This window comes from Xanthomonas sp. NCPPB 2632, from assembly GCF_041228075.2.
GTDB lineage: Bacteria > Pseudomonadota > Gammaproteobacteria > Xanthomonadales > Rhodanobacteraceae > Luteibacter.
On sequence record NZ_CM192979.1, the window covers coordinates 1816650 to 1838726 of the forward strand.

General features: G+C 61.1%; 20 protein-coding genes. 12 read left to right on the forward strand and 8 right to left on the reverse strand.

Annotated features, from left to right (window positions below; translation table 11 throughout):
• Positions 1–19: 19 nt before the first annotated feature.
• Genes AB8808_RS08305 through AB8808_RS08315 form a run of 3 tightly spaced genes read right to left on the reverse strand, consistent with a single transcriptional unit; the run spans position 20 to position 1923 of the window.
• Positions 20–478, reverse strand: coding sequence for a hypothetical protein (locus tag AB8808_RS08305; protein WP_369928389.1), 459 nt, complete (start codon positions 476–478; stop codon positions 20–22).
• A 39-nt stretch (positions 479–517) separates the two neighbouring features.
• Complete coding sequence (locus tag AB8808_RS08310; protein ID WP_369928391.1) at positions 518–1072, reverse strand: TIR domain-containing protein; 555 nt, start codon at positions 1070–1072, stop codon at positions 518–520.
• Positions 1072–1923 (reverse strand): macro domain-containing protein, encoded by an 852-nt coding sequence (locus AB8808_RS08315; protein WP_369928393.1) that lies wholly within the window; start codon positions 1921–1923, stop codon positions 1072–1074. Before AB8808_RS08315 ends, AB8808_RS08310 begins: the two co-directional genes overlap by 1 nt.
• Before the next feature lie 745 nt (positions 1924–2668).
• Between AB8808_RS08315 and AB8808_RS08320 the strand changes: the two genes are divergently transcribed.
• A complete protein-coding gene (locus tag AB8808_RS08320) occupies positions 2669–2980 on the forward strand; it encodes a hypothetical protein (RefSeq protein ID WP_369928395.1) in 312 nt (103 codons plus the stop codon).
• Positions 2981–3169: 189 nt separating this feature from the next.
• On the opposite strand, the gene AB8808_RS08325 is transcribed toward AB8808_RS08320, so the two are convergent.
• On the reverse strand, positions 3170–3451 hold the full coding sequence (locus AB8808_RS08325) for a hypothetical protein (RefSeq protein WP_369928397.1): 282 nt from the start codon (positions 3449–3451) through the stop codon (positions 3170–3172).
• Positions 3452–3504: 53 nt separating this feature from the next.
• On the reverse strand, positions 3505–4353 hold the full coding sequence (locus tag AB8808_RS08330) for a hypothetical protein (protein WP_369928399.1): 849 nt from the start codon (positions 4351–4353) through the stop codon (positions 3505–3507).
• 855 nt (positions 4354–5208) lie between these two features.
• On the opposite strand from AB8808_RS08330, the gene AB8808_RS08335 reads away from it, so the two are divergent.
• A complete protein-coding gene (locus tag AB8808_RS08335; RefSeq protein ID WP_369928401.1) occupies positions 5209–6885 on the forward strand; it encodes a MobA/MobL family protein in 1677 nt (558 codons plus the stop codon).
• A gap of 13 nt (positions 6886–6898) precedes the next feature.
• Positions 6899–8353: a MobA/MobL family protein gene (locus tag AB8808_RS08340; protein ID WP_369928403.1), complete on the forward strand. Its 1455-nt coding sequence runs from the start codon at positions 6899–6901 to the stop codon at positions 8351–8353.
• A gap of 6 nt (positions 8354–8359) precedes the next feature.
• Here the strand turns inward: AB8808_RS08340 and AB8808_RS08345 are convergent, their stop codons facing one another.
• Together AB8808_RS08345 and AB8808_RS08350 are read right to left on the reverse strand one after the other, a co-directional pair.
• Positions 8360–9241, reverse strand: a complete 882-nt coding sequence (locus tag AB8808_RS08345; protein WP_369928405.1) for a hypothetical protein — start codon at positions 9239–9241, stop codon at positions 8360–8362.
• 60 nt (positions 9242–9301) lie between these two features.
• The gene (locus tag AB8808_RS08350; protein WP_369928407.1) at positions 9302–10018 is read right to left on the reverse strand and encodes a hypothetical protein; all 717 of its coding nucleotides are present in this window, start codon (positions 10016–10018) and stop codon (positions 9302–9304) included.
• Positions 10019–10187: 169 nt separating this feature from the next.
• On the opposite strand from AB8808_RS08350, the gene AB8808_RS08355 reads away from it, so the two are divergent.
• Positions 10188–10487: a helix-turn-helix domain-containing protein gene (locus AB8808_RS08355; RefSeq protein ID WP_369928408.1), complete on the forward strand. Its 300-nt coding sequence runs from the start codon at positions 10188–10190 to the stop codon at positions 10485–10487.
• Here AB8808_RS08355 and AB8808_RS08360 read toward each other — a convergent pair.
• Positions 10484–10840: a hypothetical protein gene (locus AB8808_RS08360; RefSeq protein WP_369928410.1), complete on the reverse strand. Its 357-nt coding sequence runs from the start codon at positions 10838–10840 to the stop codon at positions 10484–10486. The two genes, AB8808_RS08355 and AB8808_RS08360, sit on opposite strands and share 4 nt — an antisense overlap.
• A gap of 140 nt (positions 10841–10980) precedes the next feature.
• On the opposite strand from AB8808_RS08360, the gene AB8808_RS08365 reads away from it, so the two are divergent.
• From AB8808_RS08365 to AB8808_RS08400, 8 genes are all read left to right on the forward strand, one after another.
• On the forward strand, positions 10981–12078 hold the full coding sequence (locus AB8808_RS08365; RefSeq protein ID WP_369928412.1) for a helix-turn-helix transcriptional regulator: 1098 nt from the start codon (positions 10981–10983) through the stop codon (positions 12076–12078).
• A 190-nt stretch (positions 12079–12268) separates the two neighbouring features.
• A complete protein-coding gene (locus AB8808_RS08370) occupies positions 12269–13846 on the forward strand; it encodes a DUF6531 domain-containing protein (RefSeq protein WP_369928413.1) in 1578 nt (525 codons plus the stop codon).
• Between the two features lie 239 nt (positions 13847–14085).
• Positions 14086–15645: a DUF6531 domain-containing protein gene (locus tag AB8808_RS08375; RefSeq protein ID WP_369928415.1), complete on the forward strand. Its 1560-nt coding sequence runs from the start codon at positions 14086–14088 to the stop codon at positions 15643–15645.
• A gap of 20 nt (positions 15646–15665) precedes the next feature.
• Positions 15666–17246, forward strand: coding sequence for a DUF6531 domain-containing protein (locus AB8808_RS08380; protein ID WP_369928417.1), 1581 nt, complete (start codon positions 15666–15668; stop codon positions 17244–17246).
• 6 nt (positions 17247–17252) lie between these two features.
• Entirely contained in the window at positions 17253–20039 is a 2787-nt protein-coding gene (locus tag AB8808_RS08385) for an RHS repeat-associated core domain-containing protein (protein ID WP_369928419.1), read from the forward strand.
• 670 nt (positions 20040–20709) lie between these two features.
• Positions 20710–21045: a hypothetical protein gene (locus AB8808_RS08390; RefSeq protein WP_369928420.1), complete on the forward strand. Its 336-nt coding sequence runs from the start codon at positions 20710–20712 to the stop codon at positions 21043–21045.
• An 85-nt stretch (positions 21046–21130) separates the two neighbouring features.
• Positions 21131–21475 carry a hypothetical protein gene (locus tag AB8808_RS08395; protein ID WP_369928422.1) on the forward strand — a complete coding sequence of 115 codons (345 nt, stop codon included), beginning with the start codon at positions 21131–21133 and terminating at the stop codon, positions 21473–21475.
• A gap of 284 nt (positions 21476–21759) precedes the next feature.
• Complete coding sequence (locus AB8808_RS08400; protein ID WP_369928424.1) at positions 21760–22038, forward strand: hypothetical protein; 279 nt, start codon at positions 21760–21762, stop codon at positions 22036–22038.
• Positions 22039–22077 lie beyond the last annotated feature (39 nt).

The following is a 22077-nucleotide window of genomic DNA, read 5'->3' on the forward strand; positions in this document are numbered from 1 at the left end:
CGGGACGTGGCCCTTGAGGTCATCGACGAGGCCGCGCGCGGGTGCCTTGCCCGGCTGCCGGCGGCGGCAGGCGGTAGGGGTGCCGCCGTCTTCCCGGCCGGGGCCGGGGCGCGGCCAGCATCGCCCCGATCAATCCAGCCTCCGTTGGGCTCGCCAAACGCGCCTTGTAGCGCGACACGACCGTATCGAGCGTCGCGTTGACCAAAGACGACCCGACGAATCCCGCGCTGATGCGTTGCCGGAGGGCTTGCAGGCGCGCCAGTGCCCTTTGCGCTGTTTTCGACGGGACCGGGAAATAGTGCCGGCTGCCGCCACGGGCCCGGATGACGTATTCCCTTGCGCGGGTTTCCCGCCATCCAGTGGGCTGCCGTGGGTCACCGGCAAAGGCGAAAAAACCGATTTCCTCGACCTTGAAGTCGGGGTCGGGAGGATCGGTGTTGAAAACCGCTGTCGGTATGGCAATACCCGAAGTGCCCATAATGCGTCCTTCGCCTGGAGGTAGAGGCATGGTGCCGTTTCAGCCGAGACCGAACTGGCGATACGCCGCGTCGCTGTAGATCCCCTCGCCGCCTCCCAGGGGGAGCTGGTCGTGGCTGAACTGCCCGATGGCATCGAGCAGCGCCTTCTTGTTGAAGGGGATGTGGATGACGTGCGCGGTTTTGCCCTGGATGCGGGATGACAGCGCAGGGGGCCAGTAGTTGCTGAAGGCGGACGGCACGACGATGGGCACCGTCACCTTGGTGTAGGCCGCGATGATGGGCAGCTTGTACTCGTCAACGGCCTTGGCAATCTCGAAAGGCACCCAGTCGGCATCGAACTTCGTCGTGTCACCAAGGATGAGGACCATGTTTTTTGAGTTTCGCAACCGCTCGAGGAGTGTGCGGCGGAGTGTTTCCCTGGAGCTGGTGTCTCTGACCTGGCCCGTCTTCTCGTGGCTGTTGACCAGGGGGAACGCATTGTCCTTCTCGGCCCAGGCGCGCATGAGCTGGTAAAAGTCGATGTCGGACCGGCCGCCGGGGATGTTGTTGCCGTCGGCGTGGAAGGCGATGTAGGTGCCGTTGCGATAGGTCATCAGTAGCTGCTCCAGTAAGCGCGGACGTCCCGAAGGTCGACCTCTGACCATGAGTCCTTGTGGAGGACAATGCGGATTTTTCCTGTGACGCGTGTCTTCGTCGTGGCGATCGTTGCCGAGTGGATGACGATTTTGAGCGCATCTCGCGTGTTGAGGCCTGCGCCGGACTGACCGGTGCCCGCAAGGGGCATGTTGACATCCGATCCCCCGCATTCATTGCGGGCGCCGTCCCAGGCGCCGGCGAGCGCTTCCCACAGCTGGGGCAGGTCCGTTTCGGCCTTGCTTGCCGCAAGGTTCGACCGCGAAAGCGCAAATAGGAGATAGTCGCCGTTCGTGTCGGAAATCTGCACGGTGGTCCCGATGGGATAGGCTTTCCCGGGTCCCTGCTGCCGTTGCGTAGCAACGAACGGTTTGCCGAGGAGCGCTTTTTTTACCTCGCGCGCGAAGGCGGCTTCCCCGCCGACGAAATGCTCCTTGATAAGCATGCCGTGCAGCGTATTCGGTGACACGGCCTTGCCAAGTTTGCTGTCGAAGTATTCGTTTGCCGGGATGATGCGAAGGCCGTCTTGCTCAAACAGGTCGCCGAGGCGCACTTCGAGCGTGGTGTTCGAACCAGGAACTTTCCACTTGACGCGGCGCGGCTTGATGAAGTCGTAAAGGAAAATCGCAAGACCTGCAAGCAGGACGGACCGTGTCCCGGTGTCCCCGTCAAGAAAAACCTTTGCCCCGGGAAGGGCGAAGGTGACGGTCTTGCTCAGGGTAAAGAGCACGCCATAGGCGGCAAACAACGTCCTCACCGGCTTCCAGACTATCCGGCGGACGAATGTTTCCGCCTCCGTGAACCATCCCATTCAATCCCCACCCTGTCTGGCCGCGCACAGTGCACGGGCAATGACGCATGACTGTTGTCCATGACGGCCCCCGGGCACGTCATCCCTTCAAGCACGGCACCGGCCCTTCCGACGCCAGAGCGGGGGTGGAAGGGCAGGTTGTCGCACGCCCAGTGTCAGAATGCGTCTTGGCGGCGATGTTCTCAAGGGATAACGGGCCACTTTCGATCGGGAATATGCAAGGGGCGAGGCAAGCGAGAGGGGACTGGCCGAAGTGTTTTCTGTGCTGGATGGGTGCTGGTCAGGCGCGGCCAGGACGGGCCCGCCGAGCGATCGCGGTGGCGCGTGTCGTCCGAGACATCCGGCGTCGCTTGCCCGTTCGATTACCTCGGTCAGGTGGCCATGTTCCGGGAGCAGTGTTACCGGCATCTCGTGCTGCTCCGTGCGCGGGCAAGGGTGATTGCCGGGCACCAGGTTGACGGCGTGCATGAGGGGTAGGAGGCCATCAGCGCGTGGATGGCTGGCCATGCGCCGCTGCCTGAAGGCATCGTCCTCATCCTTGACCGCCTTCCGATGCCCAGGGGGGGGGCGGACGGCGTGGGAACTCACAGGCAGGAGCCGCGAGGCTTCAGGGTTGTTTGACCATCGCGCAGCTTCGCACGCGGCGAAGCTTGGCGACGACGGGTTCAGATATTTCCCTCGCGAAGCCTTGTTGCGCACAGAGACCTGTGTCATCACCGGTTAGGCGATGGCGTCCAGGCGCTGGGTGAGCTACAAGATCGCGCGGAGTCTCATAAAGGGTAACGGCCTTCCCGGCATTGCTGTGGAGGGCATGGCCGACAGCAAGGGTGAGCCTGGCCAGGCGGGTCAGGACCCCTTTGGTCACATCGGCCTTTATGCCATCAACCTTTATGCCATCAACGGGAATGCGTACTTCGCCGAACTAAGGGGGCGATGGACCGGCCTCCGCGACCACAACCTGCTTGTGCTGAAAGACGCGCTCTGGTTCCCGCAGCCCGCCTCTGCCGAGGTGGTCCCGCTGTCGCGTTACTTGGCGACGTACCATTTTCTCGACTAGGGTGGCCGGGCGCACATCGGCAAATGGATTGAGCGCGCAGGGCACGCGGCCGTGACGCGACTGGCGGCCCCATCGTTAGGCTAGGTCTTCCCTGATGCGGCGCGTCACCTTCAGCGGCTCGATGAGTGGATTGGCCTCGATGCGCTGGCGAAGTCCTCCGTCGAGGAAGATTATGTCCCCAAGTGCGGTTCACTGGCGAGCGGTGAGTGCGGCACCCGACATCAAGGTGGCGCAGGTTTCAGGCACCCTCATGTCCTCGCCACCGGCCACGACAACCTTCTGCGCAATCCGGGGCCGGGTCGTTTGCGCCAGCGTTTCCATCACACGAGGGGTCGCCCCCTCATCCGAGTAGCTGCCGCAGCAGTAGTGGCCTTCCAGGATCGCTATTGCAGACACAGCGGGCATGGGCTGGCGCACGGGCGAGTCCTCACCGTCCCCGCTGATATCGAAGGGGGGCAGCTCGACCAGCACCAGGCCTGCGTTCCGGCCGGTGGTGTGGTCGAGGATGGCGGGTAGGGCGGCAATTATGAGCTGCGGGTCGGCGCGCGTGGTGATCTAATGAGTTCCGGCTGTGGGTCGGGCACCATCCAGTAGAGCGCATCAAGGGCCGTGGCGTCCTTTTGCTTGACTGTCCGTCGCCAATTGAAGACATCTTCGCCATCAATCCGTGCGAGGTGGGCGACCGGGGCTGGCAACTCCAGCGGCACGGGCGCGCTTGCTTCGTCAAAAGCATAGTGCTCCATGACGTAGCCCTTCCTCACGAGGCGCTTGCGCGTTGGCTCCTGGCGGCGGATGAGACGGGAGGTGTTGAGCTCGTGATAGATCCAGGGCGACCCGGTCTTCGCCTTCCCGTCGGCTTCTGCGTCGCTTGCCTTGATAGACTGAGGCGTATTGAGAAAGATGATGCACTCGCTGCGGTCGATGGCTTCGGAGATGGAAGCCGCCAGCATCATGTGCACATGGCTGGTCGAGTAGTTTCGCTTTTTGTAGTTGTAGGACTTGACCGGTTTGTCCGCTTCCTCACCGTCCGAGCGGCAATAGCGTTTGTCGATGGCTTCCAGCAGCCCGTCGGCACTCAGCCAAACCTGCGAGTCAACGAAGGCGACTAGGCCAAGCTCGTCGTGCAGATAGCCAGCGAGGCCGCGAGCAAGGGCAAGGTCCCTGTGCGAGTGGGAGATGAACACATCCGCGCTGACCTGCTTGAACCACGCCTTCATGACCTCTTCTCCATCAATGCTGTCAGCGTCGAGGAGCGCTGACAGGTCCTTTTCAACCCTGGGCCATCGGGCATCAAGCACTGCTGCGCCACGTTCAGCATAGCCCCTGATGACCGCATTGTCCGCACCAAGCGACAGATTGAATCCCCTGTACATGCACCCTCCCCACGCACGCGCGGGACAACACGATGTCGTCCACCCCTAGGCGTGCAAGCAACCAACATTGGGATTGGAAATCGCAACCTCAAGCGACGGAGGGATGCAGTTTTGTCGAAACTCGACAGTGATGGAGTGCATCACGGTATGGATACGACCGTGCGGCCGCATAGCACGCAGGCGCCGACCAACGCAGACATTGCGTAGCACACGACGGATTCCCCTGATTGTTGACTCCCCTTACAGCTAGAGAGCCATGACGCGCTTGGTCGTGCACGAAATCGGCATTGGAGATGACAGGTTTTGGCCTACCTCAATTGGCACAGTGCGGTCATGCTCGGGGAAGAAAGCCCGATGCAGAAGAACCGAGAGCACGTCTTAGCAAGCTCCGCTTGCAACGCCTCCGCTGCGCTCCTGCAAGAGCCCCCGATGTACAGCTGCCCATCGGGCAACGGCCTACCGCCAACGCCCGCACATCCGGTCAGCAACGGCCCGTGCACGGCTTATGCGGGAGGCCTGCAGGCTTCCCACACGTTGCATGCAGCCTGCAGATGTCGACGGGTGATGCTAGACCCGGGCGGCTGCATCGGTTGAGGCAACTCGGTTCATCCGTCCTGTCGCAAGAAAATGCGACAAGCCCTGGCCGGCCGTGTCTGGGTCCACAGATATTCTGGTCATCATCTGACCAGTTACTGTGCCGGTCGCGTTGCGCCTTGCCCATTACGAAAAATAGTTTGGACGCCCCCTTGACGTATGCAAATTCGGCGGTAGGTGTATAGGGCAGCTGCGCGGCAAAGTGTCGCTCTCTGCTTTCTTCAGGGGCCATGACGGCTCCATTACCTGACTAGGATGTCCATGCCCGAACACGCACGCCCCCACCTCCACACGCATCACCGATCGTCGAATCACAGCGCCGTTGCCGGCGTCGCCTACCGCCTGGGTCTCAAGCTCTTCGATGAGCACTCCGGCAAGTGGCATGACTACAGCAAGCGCGCTGGCAACGCTGTCGTCCACGCCCAGACCATCGCGCCACCCGGTGCTCCCGCCTGGCTGACCGACCCCGCCCAACTGTGGAACGCGGTCGAAAAGCACGAACTCCGCACCAACTCGCAGCTGGCGCGGGATTACCGCATCCCCGTTCCCCTCGGCATCGACGAGAAAGGCGCGGTGGCCATGAGTATTGCCATGGCCCGCTACATCGTCTCCCGCTTCAACGTGCCGGTCTCCATCGGCGTGCACCGCGACAATGCGGTCGACCTCGACGGTAACGCCAAGCCTGCCGAGAAAGTCGGATTCCATGCCCATCTGTATTTCCCCACTCGCCGTCTGGAGCGGGAGGGAAGCGGGGAGGGTGCCACTTGGCGCCTGGGTGCCAAGCTCGCTGAACTCTCGAACAAGTCCACGTCCGGCGGTCTGGTCGACGCCATGAACGAAAAATGGGCCGTGCTCGCCAACCGGTATGCCGAGCGGGCAGGTGTGCCTGCCATTTATGCCTCGAAAAGCTACGTTCGCCTTGGCCTCGACAAGACACCGCGTCCGGAGCGGGCGCGACGGTTTGGGAAGGCAGCCCATTGGATGCGTCGTCAACCTCACCCGCCTGCTCCGTCCCGGACCGACTCGAGTCCATCGCATTGCTTGCAAGAAGGGCAAGGTCGAATGGTGGTGACGGGCGCAAGGCCCGGCGTCCCCGGTCCGTCGGACTCGCTCTTGGTTGACCTTGGAGCCCGGGCGGTGTCGTCCCGCCTGGCCGAGCGGCGGGAAAATGGAGGGCAGAGGGTTCAGCGCGCGGTGCGCCGCGCCAGCGCGCGCGCTCGGAAGGGAGCCGAAGGGCGCGCACCGTTACTCAGCCGTCTGGCGTTTGTTGCCGGCCGGACCATCCGTATCGACCATCACCTGCGATTGTCCGAGGCGGTCAAGCACGCGGGCAGCGCACCGAGGACCGACGCGGACCATGCGGCAATGGAACGCGCCATGCTGCTGGCCGATATCATCGAGTCGTTGCTGTTTTTCATGGAACATGCCCGGCAGGCACAGGCCGAATTCAGGATGCAACTCATGCGGGAGCGCATGAAGCTCGAAGATGCCAAAGACAAGCAACACGCACTTGACCAGGACCTCAAGCGCGCAAATGCCTCGCTCGACCAATGGCTGCATGCCGGCGCCATCCGTGCCCGGTTCAAGTCCTTGCACGACGAACACAACGGCTTGGTGGTAAGTCAGACAGTGGCGAGTGGACAGGTCCGCCGTGGCCACGACGCCGTTGCTCGCCACCGACAGCAGGTATCGAAACTCGAGCGACACCTCGACGCTCTCGGGCATCAATCAGCACAGAAGATCGACCGGCTTATTAACGCCATGTCGCCTTACCGCCTCGACATGCCGCACGTCGTGCGCGTGATTGGTCCCCACTTGACCGACGCGCAGAAACTCGAAGTGGAATCGGTTGCGGGCAAGCTGGGGGTCATTCTTACGCATCCCGTCACCCTGTCACGCTCGGAAGCGCCCTTCCGAAGCACCACAAAGCGGCTCTGAGGGAAGTCGGGAAATGGATTTCGACATTGAACTCGAACTGCATCGTCGGCCTGACACGGGTTCTGCTGTCGGGCTTGCAGCCACCCGTCTCAGGATCTGCCTGAAGTCAGACCGGAACGCCATCACTCATGACCACCGGCCGGGGGAGGGTTGTCGCCATCCGGTCCAGACCATCGCCCCTGATGGTGCACCCCAATGGGCGACAAATACTGAGCAATTGTGGAACCGCATTGAGTGGACCGAGCGGGCTGGCACTGCGCCGGTGCTCTTTGAGGCCCGGGTGCCGGTGCCATCGGCACTGACCAATGAGGAAGCGTTGAGGTTCGGAGCTGCCGTTGCCGGCTTCGTGGCAGACCACCTCCGGGTGCCAGTGAGCGTGGTGGTTTTGCCCGGAAGTGGTCCATGGCTGATGCGGGGCGAGGAGGAACGGCGGCACGTCCGGTTGTGCTTTCCGACCCGGGCTCTGGCGGGTCCGGACTCCCCCGACGGCGTGCTCGATCGCTCGGGGGTTGGCTCCGGGTTTGGTGGGCGCCTCCCGATGGTGATGAACCATCCTCTTGCCAGGAACTTCGTTCGAACGCTGACCACCGAGGTCATGCGGCTCGGCAGGCTGCCCTCGCCGCCACTGCCACCGGTTCCCTCATCGCCCCTCTTGCCCGTGGGTGGAGCCGGCCAAAAAAGGGAGTTGAGTCCAGACCGAGACGACCTGCTGTCCGTCGCTCGTGCACGCAAGCGGGTGGGGGTGGCGCTGGTGCCACTCGAATCCGCCCAGCCGTCTCCTCCAAACGACCCGGCCCGCTATCCACTGGTGACCCGCCTTCGCCGCGAGATGGAGCTTCGCGATTTTGAACACGCGATGGATCTCTCCGTCGAAGTCGAGGACGCCTTGCGGGACGTCACAGACCAGGAGCGCGAGCACATCATCCGGACAGCGAGCGATGAGCGGCTGCAAACGCACGTTCTCGATCACCGCTACTTGCTCGACGAGGCACGGCGGCGACGGAGCAGATCTGTCGCCGAACTTCAGGAGCTCGGCAGGCAAAAGGGCTTGTTGCTGTTTTTCCGTGGACAGTTCCATGCAGCCGTCCTCGCCCGGGCCGGAAAAGCAAAAGAGGTGGACCGTGCAAAGACCCATGTCAGGGAATTGAAGGCCGCCATCCACCGATTGCAACAACAGATCCAAAGGGCGCAAGGCGAGAACACAGCGCGGGAGACTCAACTCACAGAATCCCGGGCGAGACTCAGGTTTTCCATCCGGTCTCTTGCTGGCAATGACCCAAGGGTGCTCACGCACCTGACGGGCATCGTTGATGACGCCCAGCGGGCTCAGCTGAAAGCCTGCATGGACGTCCCTGCCAAACCCTTGGGACAAACCGGCAAGGCGGAGAGTGAGGAGAGCGAGGGCAAGTCAGGGCCTCCTTCGCATCCGGCACTACCTTTGTCCCCCAGACGGGCAAGGGTGGGCTGAGTGGTCTCAGCTGAGGCGGAGCTTGCCTGTCCGGACCAGTGACTGGAGGCGTCGGATGTCGACGTCGGACAGCGTAAAGCGCGTTTCGTCCTGTCCGCCCTTGAAGGCAACAAGGGTGTGACTCTCCCAGCCCACCAGCCCGTGGACATCGGTCAGCAAAGGGGCCTCACCCCGCGCGGCAAGGACCGTTCCGTTGTCTTCAACAACGAGGTACCGGATGCCTTCGCTGGAAAACCAGTGCACTTCCACTGCCGGCTTTGCCGAGGCCTGACGCTGGCGCCGGCAGGCGGCAAGCCACCCCTGGCAGGTCGTGGCCCAGGCCTTTCGCAGGCGATCGACATCCGGTCGGAGGACTTTTGCGTGACGATAAAGCCAGCGCTCGAACGCTTCCGCCTCACCTTGCGCCATGGTGACTTCGAGGACAGGGACCGTCGTGCCCTTCAGATCTTCCTTGCACCAGAGGCGATGGAGGGAGGCCGGCACTTCAATGGTCGACAGCCTGACGTTCGTCCTCCCGGTCGCTCTGTTTTCATACACCGTCTCAGTCCAGGTCTCCGACGGAGGAATGTAGCCGCCACTGGTCAACCCGCCGATGGTTGTTGCAGAGAATTTTCCACCGCCACCGCCGTGATGGATTTTCCGAGACTGGACAATGGACTGCCCGTTGAAGGTCATGGCCAGTTGACCGAAGGGAATGGCGAGCACGGACAGGTCGTTCTCGCGCTGGAGGTGGAGTGCGCGGGCATTGAGGTCGAGCCATGCATGGACCGTCTTGCCGTTGAAGGCGGGGCGGTTCGGCAGCGTGACAAGCATGCGCCAGAGTTGGATGGCAAACAGCAAAAACAGTGCAGCGGCGCCCCATGCGGTGTAGACAAGGTAAGGATGCATCGCGGAATCCTTCTGACGATGGAAGAAGTGGTCTCAACGCGGACCGTGTGGAAGGGAAGCTCAGCCCCTGTTTCCCGACGGCTCATAGCCCGCCAGCCACATGCGCGCCGAATGGTTTGCGCCGGAGATGTGGGATTCAAACCCCGTGACCATCAGCAGGCGGCCGAGGAAGGGCACCTGGGCCTGCTGGAGGGATTCGGGCACACGTCGCACGAACAACATGTCCGGCGGGTTCGGTCCTTCTGTGCCCTGTGAGCCCGTCGTCGGATGGGTATAGACAGCCATGGCGCCGTTGATGGTCGCAAACATCATCCGGTTGGGTTCGGCATATCCGGTCTGGCCGATGTCGTTGGTGACCTTGACCGGGGATGACTTGCAGATTTCGAACCGCTCGGTGTGGTTGGTCGTCTCGTTCGTCCAGATCTTCGCCCGGAACGTCCAGCACTCCTGATGCTCGCCCCAGACTTCGGCGGTCAGGGCCACACGCGGCCAGAGGATCTTCCCCGCACCGTCAACCCCGGAGGTCTCCGGCGTAAACAGGCCGACAAGTTCGTTGGCACCCGGCGAAAGTGGTCGGAAGGCTTCGCCCCGACTCGAACCGGGGTTCCGGATCTCCTGTCCGATGCGGTGTCCGGTGTCTTTGGCCGCATTGCCGAGACGGTGCCAGAACGACGGCGTGGGTGCTGTCGGTGCGGGCGTCTCCTGGGCACTCGACAGCGGCGGCAAGGCCAACAGCATGGCCAGCAGTGTTGCGTGGGAGAAGCTTTTGTTTGCCATTGCTGCGCTCCGCATGGTGTGCCTGTTCCCCACTAGTCCGGTCCCTGACCGCCCGGGATGACCTTCCGGCGGTCGGCGCGATCCTACTCCAATAGTGGGCTCTAAAGTGAAATGTGGGTAAACGAAATCCGGGTTAAGACTCGGTGGACTCGATTGACCGGGTCCATCCATGAAAGCCACGTCCGTCCACCGTCCCGAACACAAGATTCTGGCTGCGATGTTCAGGGAGCTGCGCCTGGAAGCAGGCCTGACGCAGGTTGAGGCAGCTGAAGGGCTCGGCATTTCCCAGACGGGCTTGTCGGACGTCGAAATTGGCGAGCGGGGCATCGATTTCTTGTTCGTCTTCGACGCCTGCCGGCTCTACGACGTGCCCCTTGAGGACTTCGTGGCTGCGTTCAAGAAAGCGCTGGGGCGCAAGGCCAAGGCGGCACCCCGCATCGTGCGCCGGGACAAGAAGCGCCCGGGCTAACCCGCCTTTGCGGGGAGACTGCCTGCGGGTGCGACATGTCGGCCAATCTCCATGACCGGGTTGTTGCAGGCGTTCCACGCTTTGACGGTCATGGTTACCCGGTCCTCGAAGCGAAATCGCAAATCATAGACACAGGCGGCCCCGGACAGGGCCACCGTTGCCTTGTCGTGCGCCGCAATCGCGCCCCCGTCCATGGCAAACCACCGGTTGGTCCCCGTCGGGGCATAGGCCACATCCGTCATCGGGCTGGCGGCGTTGTTGAAGAGCGTCAGGGTCGGAGTCGGGTTTGTAGCCTCGACCGGAAGCGCTGCCAGACAAAGCACTGCGGTAGCGATGGTGGAAGAGATGCGCATGGAAAAGCCCCCTGTGGCCGTGGAATAGTGCTTGCCAAAGGCTAGGGCGCGGGACTAGGTTCCTCATCCTCACTTTTGTGGATGACAGAGGACGTCGTATGAGGCAGGGATGGCGGGAAAGAGCAGGTGTGCGGGATGGCTTGATTGCGGACCTTTATGAATCGGCCCTCTCACCAGGCGACGTTCCGCACGTCATCGGACGCCTCAACAGCTTTCTCGACTGCGATGGCGTCCATCTCATCGGATGGGATGAGTCAAAGAACGAAGTGCTGGCGAGCCTTGTTGTCGGCTCCCACATCCAGGGTGCGGAAGTCGCCTACCTGTCTCATTACCAGGCCATCGACCCGAGACGAAAGATGGGGTTGAAATCACCGACCGGCATTGTGGTCGCCTGTCACGATGAGCTCGATGACCGCTACGTGTCCGGGTCGGAGTTCTATCAGGATTTCTTGATTCCCCATGGCCCCCGATACGTTGCTGGCGGGAACATCTTCCGGGAACAAGGTCGGAACGTGCATATCGCGTTCAACCATCTTGTCGGTCGAGACCGGTTTCAGGGAGCAAAACGCGAGGCCCTTGGCGGGATGATGGTTCACTTCGCCAGGTGGATGCAGATGATGGTTCGCGTCGACTGGCTGCGGGAAGCAGCGGCGGGTTCGCAGGCGGCCATTGACCTATCGGAGGGTCTCGTCTTCCTTGATGAAGCGGGGCGGGTCCTCCATGCCAACCCGGCGGCTGTTCGGCTTCTGGGCGACCGGATGGGCCGGGTCAATCTGGGCCTGTCGGGGACCCGTGCGGGGTCGAGCATTGATGCCCATGCGAAGGCCGTGGCTCTCACCCGCTTACCGGTCTCGTTGTCTGTCCGGCACCGGGGGCGAGACCTCATGCTGACCCTGTCTCCGCTTCCGCGTGCCCCCACGGGTGCGTTGGGCGGCTTGGGCAGGATTGCGGGGTCAACCGGGGCGTTGTCGGGGATGCATCACAGGGCCAGCGTCGTACTTATGGTCCAAGACAAAGCCGCCACCCGCAAAGCGGACATTGGCATGCAGGCCAGGGCGTGGGGTCTCACGCCGGCCGAAGAAGCACTGGTCCGGGCTTTGATGGCAGGAATGAGTCCTGCCGAGCATGCGGAACGACGAGGCGTGAAAATCAGCACCGTGCGCAGTCAAGTGCGAGCGGTTCTGGAGAAGTCCGCGCACTCGTCCATCCGCGAATTGATTCAGGCTCGAACGGGATGACAGAAGAGTGACAACGGGCCGTAAGGTACGCAGCTTCACAACAGCTTTGGAGACGCCTCCGCCTCCTTCTGGGCCAGGCCCTTTTACCTATTTACGACATGGCACCCGCATGTGGTAGTGTGCGCCACGTCGCAATTTGAACGGCGGCAAACGGGCACAGTGCCCACACAATTTGAGGCCATGGACAGGTATGAAGACACAGCTTTGGACAGCCGCGCTTGCCCTTCTGGTTGCGCCCACCGCCGAGGCGGTTGATTTCTGGTTTGCCCTCGATACCAGTTCGGACCCGCCGCCTGCTGACACCGTGCACTACACGACCGTCGAAGCGGCTTGTAAGGCCGCCTACGCGGCAGACAAGGCCTATTTCGAAGGTCGTCAGTCCCAGGAGTTGCTGGCCTATGTGCCGCCAACGTTTGAGCAGGGCAGCGCGAACGCGCCGCTGTACAACTGCAACCAGAACTGGCAATACACCATCGATGGTTCGAGTTGGACGCTCGACTATCTTCCGCACCTCATCACGCGCCAGGGTGACGCATGCCCGAGTGGACTGGTTTACGACCTTGTTGCCGGTCAGTGCGAGTCAATCGATGACTTCAATCGCCGCCGGCAGATGGGTGACCCCAACGACAACCCGAACAACGACCCCAACGATTGCCAGGGCAATCCGGTCAATGCCGCCATCGGCAACAAGTTCGAACTGGAAACAGACTTCGAGGACCAGGATGGCGAGCTCGCGTTCCATCGTTACTACAACGGCCTCGATGGCGGTTGGCGACACAGCTATGGGGCAACGCTCGCGGTGGGTTCCACATCCGCCTCGCTGACGTTCGATGACGGGCGCGTCTCCCTCTTTGTCATCAATGGCTCGGTGGTGACCGGAGAGCCAAGTGAGCGGGGTAGTCTTGCCAGTAAGAATGGGGTCTGGACCTACTCAGGCCCCGACAACCGCACCATGACCTTCGACGGGCAGGGACAGCTCTCGTCTGTGCGCCTGCCGGATGGTCGGACTTCCACCATCAAGCACGGCTACGACGCGGACTTCAACCCGCAGGTCACGGTGACCGGCTCCCAGGGGCGAAGCCTTGTATGGACGGAAGACACCTCAGGAAATCTTGCGACCCTGACCGTATCAGGGCTAAGCGTGACCTACGCCTATGGCGTTCCCGGTCAGCTGCTCTCGGCCACCCGTGTGCAGTCCGGCAAGACCACGAGTCGGTCCTACCTCTACGAAGTCTCCGGCAATCCGGCGCTTTTGACCGGCATCACGGACGAGCGCGGTGTGCGTTTTGCCACCTGGGCTTATGACGACCAAGGCAGGGCAGTATCCAGTGAGCACGCGGGCGGTGCTGAAAAAGTCACCATCGCCTACAACGCCGATGGCACGACGACGGTCACGAACGCGCTGGGGCATGTGGTCACCTACACCTATGCCTTGGCGGCCGGGACGATGCGGATGAGCAAGGTGGTCGGCAGCCCGGTTCCCGGCTGTCCCATCAGCGATTCATCGTTCACGTACGACGCGCGCGGGCAGATTGCCACGCAAGCCGATGCGCTTGGCCACATCACGGCCTTTGCCTATGACACGCAGGGGCGAATCACGACCAAGACCGAGGCCAAGGGCACTGCCCAGGAGCGCGTAACCACCACCGCGTGGGACGGGACAAGCTTCCGGCCCAAAACGGTCACGACGCCTGACCGGGTGACGACCTACACGTACGACACAAAGGGGCGGCTGACCGGCACGAAGGTCAGTGTCAGGGTCCACTAGGAACCAGCAGACGGGGCGGCAGCGGGAAGCGTGGGTACGTGTAGGAAAAACCCTACATGTTGGCAGGCCAACCCCTACATCATTTTCGGGCGTCTTGATTCAACGTTCGGTGCACCTAAGGAAAAGCCACATCTTTCGCCTCCGAATGGATGTTCAAACAGTAAAAAGCGTGACCGTACTCACACTGTAAGTTTCAGCAATACCGCATCGTTCCGCCCACAATTTGACCAGGGAAAGGTATGAAGAAGGCTTCAGGGGTTCTAGGTTTATTCGTAGTCATGGCGACATCGGCGCAAGCCGAAACGGTCTGGTTTGCCCTCGACCCCCAGTCCTTTCCCGTGTCGGAAAGCCTCACGCACTATCCGACCGCCGATGCAGCATGCCGGGCTGCCTATGCGACGGATGCGGTGACCTACACGACGGATGTGGCCCACATCCTTCCCTACACGGCACCGACCTATTACAAGGGCTTCGTCCCGACGGCGTACAACTGCAACTTTACGGTTGTCATAAGTGGAACTCCCTTTATCCTTCCGCACCTTATTGAGGTTGTAGGCGACCAGTGTCCGGCGGGTCAGACCTTTGATGCGACGACAGGACAGTGTGCATTGGGCAGCGATCCCCAGGATCGCCGGCAGCGGGGTGATCCGGACGATGATGCCAACAACGACCCGAGCAACTGCCATGGCGATCCCATCAATGCCGCCATCGGAAATGAGTTCGAGCGGATTTCAGATTTTGAGGACGCCGACGGCGAGCTGCATTTCGCGCGCTTTTACAACAGCAGCGATGGTCTGTGGAGGCATTCGTACAGTGCCTCGCTTATCCAGGCAGTGTCATCGGTCACATTGACGTTCGAAGATGGCCGCGCGTCGGTGTTTTCACTGGCTGGCAATGTGGCGACTGCCGAGCCGAATGAACGTGGCGCCCTGGTCAAATCCGGCAGCAACTGGGTTTATTCGTCGCCTGACAATCAGGCGATGACGTTCAATAGCCAAGGACAGCTGGTCAGCCTCAAGGCCCCTGACGGGCTGGTGCAGACGCTGACTTACGGGTACGACTCCACGTTCACCAAGAACCAGACAACGGTGAAGGAATCGCGCGGGCACACGCTCACGTTCACTGAGGATCTTTCCACCGGCCAACTTGTGGGTCTGACGGCGCCCGGTGTCTCTGCAACGTACGCCTATAACGATTCGACGATGCTGGCCTCGGTCAGTAGGGTATTGCAGGGCAAGACGGTCTCACAGTCGTATCTCTATGAAGATGCGTCCAATCCGACTCATCTGACCGGTTTCATTGATGAGCGCGGTGTTCGGGCGTCGACCTGGACTTACGACACGAAGGGCAGGGCTGTTTCGAGCGTGCGAGGTGGTGGGGTTGATACAACCCTGATTTCCTACGCCGATGACGGTACCACCACCGTGACCAACGCTCTGGGTCATGTGGTGACCTACCAGTATGGGGTCGTTGGCGGCACGCGGCAGATGATGACGGTAACCGGGTCGCCGGCACCCGGCTGCCCCATCAGCAATTCATCGCTCACGTACGATGCGCGCGGGCAGATTGCCACGCAAACCGATGCGCTTGGCCACATCACGGCCTTTGCCTATGACACTCAGGGGCGAGTCACGACCAAGACCGAGGCAAAGGGTACTGCCCAGGAGCGCGTAACCACCACCACGTGGGACGGGACAAGCTTCCGGCCAAAAACAGTCACGACGCCCGATCGGGTGACGACTTACAACTACGACGCCAAGGGGCGGCTGACGTCAACTGTCGTTTCCGCCAGTCATTGACATTTTTTAAGGACGAAAAGATGAAATCGAAAGGCAGCGCTGCGTGGATGAAAGCCGCTCTTGGCTTGGCGACGATGGGAACCGTCGAATCTGCCATGGCCAGTTATTACTATGTAATCGATGCGGGTTCCAGTGACCCGAATGCGACACAGTACGCCTCGGCGGACGAAGGATGCCAGGCGATTTACACGATGGACGCTCAGAACGGGAGCCCGTTTCCGGATTACCCGTACCTGCCGCCTTACGCCCCGCCGTATCTCGCTTACGAAACGGCAAAGGCCGCCATCTATACGTGCAATACGGCGTGGCAGAAGACGCCTGGCGACACCGTCAATGTCGCCCTTTATCCGCATGGCGTAACCCGTCTGGGCAATAACTGTGGTCAGGGAACGTCGTATAACCAGGCCACGGGGGCGTGCGAAAAGAAGGACGACGAGCTGGACCGCGTGGAGGCGGGAGACGTTTCTGCAACGGTGGCCGGTATGTGCTTTGTCGGTGACCCGATAAATCCTGCCGGTGGCAACGTCTACGAGCGCGAGGTGGATTACTCGGACAAAGATGGCGTCCTTGTCCTTTCAAGGGTCTACAACAGCCGGGCCGGCGGATGGATGCTGAATGTCGACAGTCAGGTCTGGTTCGACCGTGATGGTGCCGCTGTCGTACTCCCTGACGGTCACACGGCGATCTTCACACGCGCTGGTGACCTTTATACCGGCGAGCCGGGCGAGCGGGGCAAGCTCACTTATTCGACTGGTGTATGGACCTATGTAGCGGATGACGAGACCACGTATACCTATACGATGCGTGGCCAGCTTTCGGGTATTCGCTATCCGTCCGGGCGTTTTGTTTCCATCGTCCGCGATACGAGTAATCCGTTCGCTTATAAAACCACGATGACCGATGACCTCGCCCATTCGCTGGTCATCACATTACCTTTTGCTCGTTTGGGCTCTGCGACCATTGGCGGGCTGACCGTTTCCTATACGTTCGACGGCTCAAGCCGCTTGGCGAAGGTCAGCCGGGCCTGGAAAGACCATGCCGTCAGTCGTCAGTATCTCTATGAGGACACAGCGAATCCGGAGTCAATGACAGGCGTCGTCGACGAGCGTGGCATTCGCATCGCGACCTGGACATATGACGCACAAAACCGTGCTACGTCCAGCACGATGCCACTTGGCGCTGGTCAGGTGACGGTCGCTTACAACGCGGATGGCACAACCACCGTCAGCAACGCGCTCGGTCACCCCGTGACGTACGAGTACGAACTGATAAACGGTGGCCGCCGTATTTCCGCCATCAACGGCGCCGCTGTCGCAGGGTGTCCGGCAGCCAATTCGACATTCACCTACACGGCGGATGGTCAAATGGCGACGCAGACCAATGCGCTGGGTCTTCTTACGGCCTTTTCTTATGACAGCCAGGGCAGGGAAACCAGCCGCATTGAAGCGAAAGGCACATCCAGTGAGCGGGCGACCACCACAACCTGGGACGGCCCGAGCTTCCGGCCTGCCACGGTGACGACATCCGACCGTGTCAAGACCTACATCTATGACCCGCAGGGTCGCCTGCTTTCCACCCAATTCCATTCGATTAAGGAGTGATTGAACATGATGAAAGGACTGCGCTGGACCCCACTCGCTCTCGCGCTGTGCGCGGCCATGAGCCACGCCGCGACCGCTGACCGCGTTTCGACCGTCACGTACAACACCAAGGGCCTGGTGGCGAGCATTGATGGCCCCCGAACGGATGTGTCCGACATCACCAAATACACCTACGACGCGCAGGGTCGTCTGGCCACTCTCACCGATGCGTTGGGCCACGTGACGACGTACAGTGCCTACGACACCTACGGGAACCCGGGGCAGGCGGTCGACGCCAACGGCGTGGCCACGACCATGACCTACACCCCCGAAGGCTGGTTGGCGACGACGGTGCGTGATGCGACCGGCACGCCCGCCACCATGAGCCTGACCTATGACGCGGTCGGCAATGTGGTCCAGACGACCGATGCTGACGGTGTGGTGCTCAAATACACGTTTGATGATGCCAGCCGGCTGACTGACATCACGGACGGTGCTGGGAACCGCGTCCACTACACCCTGGACGCCGCCGGCAACCGGACGAAGGAGGAGACATTCGATTCGGCGGGGAACCTCAAGCGTTCGGTGTCCCGTACCTTCAACAGCCTGAGCCAGTTGCTCACGGTGGTCGATGCGCTGAATCGCACCGTCCTTGCCTTCGACACGACCGATGGTTACGACGCCGAAGGTCACCCGGTTCACAGCGCAGACGCCAAGGGCGTCCAGCGCAAGCAGAGCTACGATGCGCTCAACCGCCTGGTCAGCACCATCGACAACTACAACGGGACGGATACGTCCGCCAATGCGCAGACGGTGTCGTCGTTTGATGCAAGCGACAATCTCGAGGCCGTCAGCGACCCGTCGAGTCTCAATACCCTCTACGACCACAACGGCCTCGGTGACCTGACCGGCGTCCATAGCCCCGATACCGGTACCACGACGTTCACGGTGGACGCCGCCGGCAACCGACTGACCCGGACAGACGCCAAGGGCGTGGTCACGACGTACACCTACGACGCGCTGAACCGGCCGCTGTCGGCGTCTTACAGTGACGCGACGCTCAATGTGGCTTACCACTACGACGAGGCGAACACGGTCACGGCTTGTGCCGCGTCTGCGCCCATCGGCCACCTGACCCGGATTGTGGAGCAGGGGGTGACCACCACCTATTGCTACGACAAGCGCGGCAACGTTATCCAAAAAAGGCAGGCACAGGGGGCGGTCACCGACACCCTCGGCTACACCTACACGGCCGCGAACCGTCTTCTCACTGAGACGCGCCCGGGCGGAGCGGTGGTCCGCTACGGTTACGACACACTCGGGCAGGTCAGCGGTGTCTGGGTGACGCCCTCGGGCGGCGCTGAGCAGGTCGTTGCAAGCAGTGTAACGTGGCTGCCGTTTGGGCCCATCCAGAGCTATACCCTCGGAAATGGGCAAACTGTTGCCCGCACCTACGACAGCAACTACCGCGTCACCGACATCGTTTCCCCCGCGCTGGAACTGCATTTCAGCCTCGACGAGATGGGGAACATCACGGGTGTGAGCGAGTCGGGTGGCAGTACCGCCAAGTATCTCTACGACCCCCTCTACCGGCTGACCGCTGTCCAGGACGCGACGGGGACCCCGGTGGAGACCTACACCTACAACCTGACCGGGGATCGCCTCAGCAAGGCCGCACCGGGCACGGCAACTGGCACCTATGGCTACCAGGCGGGCACTCACTGGCTGACGTCCATCGGCGCGGCTTCCCGGACCTATGACGCCAACGGCAACACGACCGGCAGTGCGGCAGCCGGACAGGCTTGGGGGTATGGGTACAACGGGCGCAACCGCATGACGGTGGTCCAGCAAAATGGAGCCACCGTCGGCAGCTATGTCTACAACGCAAGTGGCGAGCGGGTGATGAAGACCGTCGGGTCGGCATCGACCCGCTTCGTCTATGGGGAGGGGAGTCAGTTGCTCTCCGAGCTTGGCGGGACGACGGCACGTGACTACATTGCTGTGGGCGGTGTGCCACTGGCGGTGGCCGATGGCGCATCCCTTGGCTTCATCACCGCCGACGGACTGGGCTCGCCTCGCGCAGTCACATCGCCGGCAGGTGCAACCCTTTGGGCCTGGCCGTATGCGAGCAACCCTTTCGGCGAAAGCCAGCCGGTCTCCGCTACGGGATATGTCTTGAACCTGCGATTCCCGGGCCAGTATCAGGACAGCGAAGCTGGTTTGAAGTACAACGTCAACCGCAGCTTTGATGCGGCAACGGGGCGGTATATCCAGAGTGACCCCATCGGGCTGCTTGCGGGTATGTCAACCTACGGATACTCATCGGCAACGCCGCTTATCCACATCGACCCGCTAGGCCTTGATGATTCACCGTGCATGATGAACCCGGCTTGGTGCGGTCAGGTTCATCAGGTAAACAAACCATTCGTTTTCGGATCCATCGAAGGAGAAACGCCGGGGCCTGTTCGCTTTGGGGGCGAGGGCGTTGCGCTGGCCGGCTACAATCCTGAGGATGGCTTTTCGGCAGGGGTTATTGGCGCCGTTCTCACCGCAGTCGGAACCCACGAGAATTACGTTGCACGTGCCGTAGGTGTCGAGAAGATGATAGGTGAGAAAGCGACTTCGATTGGTCTTACCGAAGTCAACGTTGGATTGCCGATTCTGGGTCCGCTCGGCGGCCTAAACGTTGGCGCAGGTTATTACAGCACCAAGAGCGAATGTGGCGCTTACATTCACATCTCGGGCGATATCGTGGGGGAACACGCGGCTGTTGGCATTGGCACTTCCACAGCACCAATGCCCGTACACAATTGAGTTTACGATGTTCTAGGAGCCCGGATTGTTTACTTTTTCGATTCCTCATCGCCGGCGGTTAACGTCATGTGTGTCACTCGCTGTGGCTTCCGCGCTCTGCTTTGCTCTAGGCTGGGCATACGCTTATTGGGTTCTTGTAATTTCAGGTGTGTGCGGGTTTTGGCTATGCTTTGAAAGGCAGCTCGTCGAAATTGAGGGAAGATGGTTAACGTTTACACGAACCCTTTTCGACAAACCGGTTGGCAGACGCACAAGAATTGATACTTCAACAGGGACGAGGCTGATTCTGTCTGTCCTTTTTCCGAGGCGAGGCCTACCAAGGCCTCTCCGGCGTATAGCCGTCCTCAAGGAAGGTAAGGCGGTTGCTTGGACTAAAGATTTACCCCCGGATATCGAAGAGCCTCTTTTGCTTGCATTGGAAACACAAACCGGGCTCACGATATCCATCGTCGAATCTAAGGGCGAGTTTCGTCCGAGAGGGTTGTAGTGTGGAACTCATTGGCCAGACGCGCTCAGGCTTAAATGAAGTATGTTCGATTCAGAACTGAGGTGACGTGTGAAAGGGTTTCTCCTAAGCCTTGCTATTGTCGGCTTCATCTTTCTTCTCGTTGCGTCGCAAAGTGTCGCGTCGACTAGGACAACCGCTCCAGCATCAGGAGTCTTGCCCTGGATGGTCGGCTACTGGAAGGTCTCAAAAAATGAAGATCCGTTGCCGCCCGATACGTTCGGCATTGAAGCGGACGGCACGTACATCATGCAGGGCATCGATTGTCGCGTGGATATCCGGGGCAAGGCGCATGTATTCGACGGTGAAATCTTTACCCGCCTCATTTTGCCCGGTAAAGGCCCGATTGGATTCATCCTCAAGCCAGACAGTGAGGGCAACCTGACCTTCACGTCCACTCGTACTCAGCGCAATGCCACCTACAGCAAGCTTTCCGGAAATCCCTGCCCGAACGGTGCCATCGGGCATCCGGAAGGTGCAGCGACAAAAGCAGGGCAGTGACTCGTCGTGGACTGTCAGACTGTTCTGGCGGGGTGCCTTCAGGATCTGCCGTGTCTCGGTCGCCACGTTTCTGGCGGCGAGTCTCTTGGCACTGTGCGGTTGCGAGAGCGACCGGGCGGTGATATGGCAAGCACACGTTAAGTCGCCTGACGGCCATTACCAGGTAAATGCGGCGACAACGCAGCAAAGCGGCCCTGGCAATGCGGCCCTTTACACCGAGGTCAAGCTCAGCCAAAGAGACGATGATGCGGGGGGCGATATCCTTGGCCTCTCTCATAGTGACGTGAGTGAGTTGATTGGAGGACCGGTCACGGTGACATGGGTGAACAGCACCACGCTGCACCTGGAGTACAACCCAGCAAGTGACGTCACCTTGCAGGTGGTGAAAGCCAGTGGCGTCAATATCGAGTTATCCCCCCGTTCGCGGTAGGACCCGCCCAGCGGGACCTACCGTGATGATTAGCTCAGTCGTGAGTCGGCTGCCGCCGATGATGACGGGCGGACTTTCTCGAAGTCCCAGGCATGACGAAAAAGAGCATCCCGACCGTCGACGATTCCATGTCGGGGGGCCTCACCAATTCAGGGCATCCTCGTCCGCCCGCGAGCGTGCAGGGCGGGTAAGGGGCCAGGCTACCGCAGGTCGATCTACGCTCGGAGCGTCTCAAATGCGCCCCATCACTGACATGGTCCCCATTGATAGAAGGAGAGTAGGGGATGACCCAGGAAGCCCACATTCATTGCCCGCTCTGCGAGTGGGAGCCGAAGGCTGAAAGTCGCTGGGTGTGCGCGCCGGGTGAGCCAGGTTCGGGATGCCTCACCGTCTGGAACACGTTCTGGACGGCTGGGTGCTGTCCGGGATGTGGCCATTTCTGGTCGAAGACGAAGTGTCTGTCCTGCAAGCGTTCCTCACCCCACGAGGCATGGTATCACTTTCCTCCGCCCGAGCCCGGCAAGGAAGAAGCCAAGACGAAGGAAGAAACCAGCGTCGCCTGACGGCCCACGCCCAGTGCCGTCTCAAGTGACGCGATGACT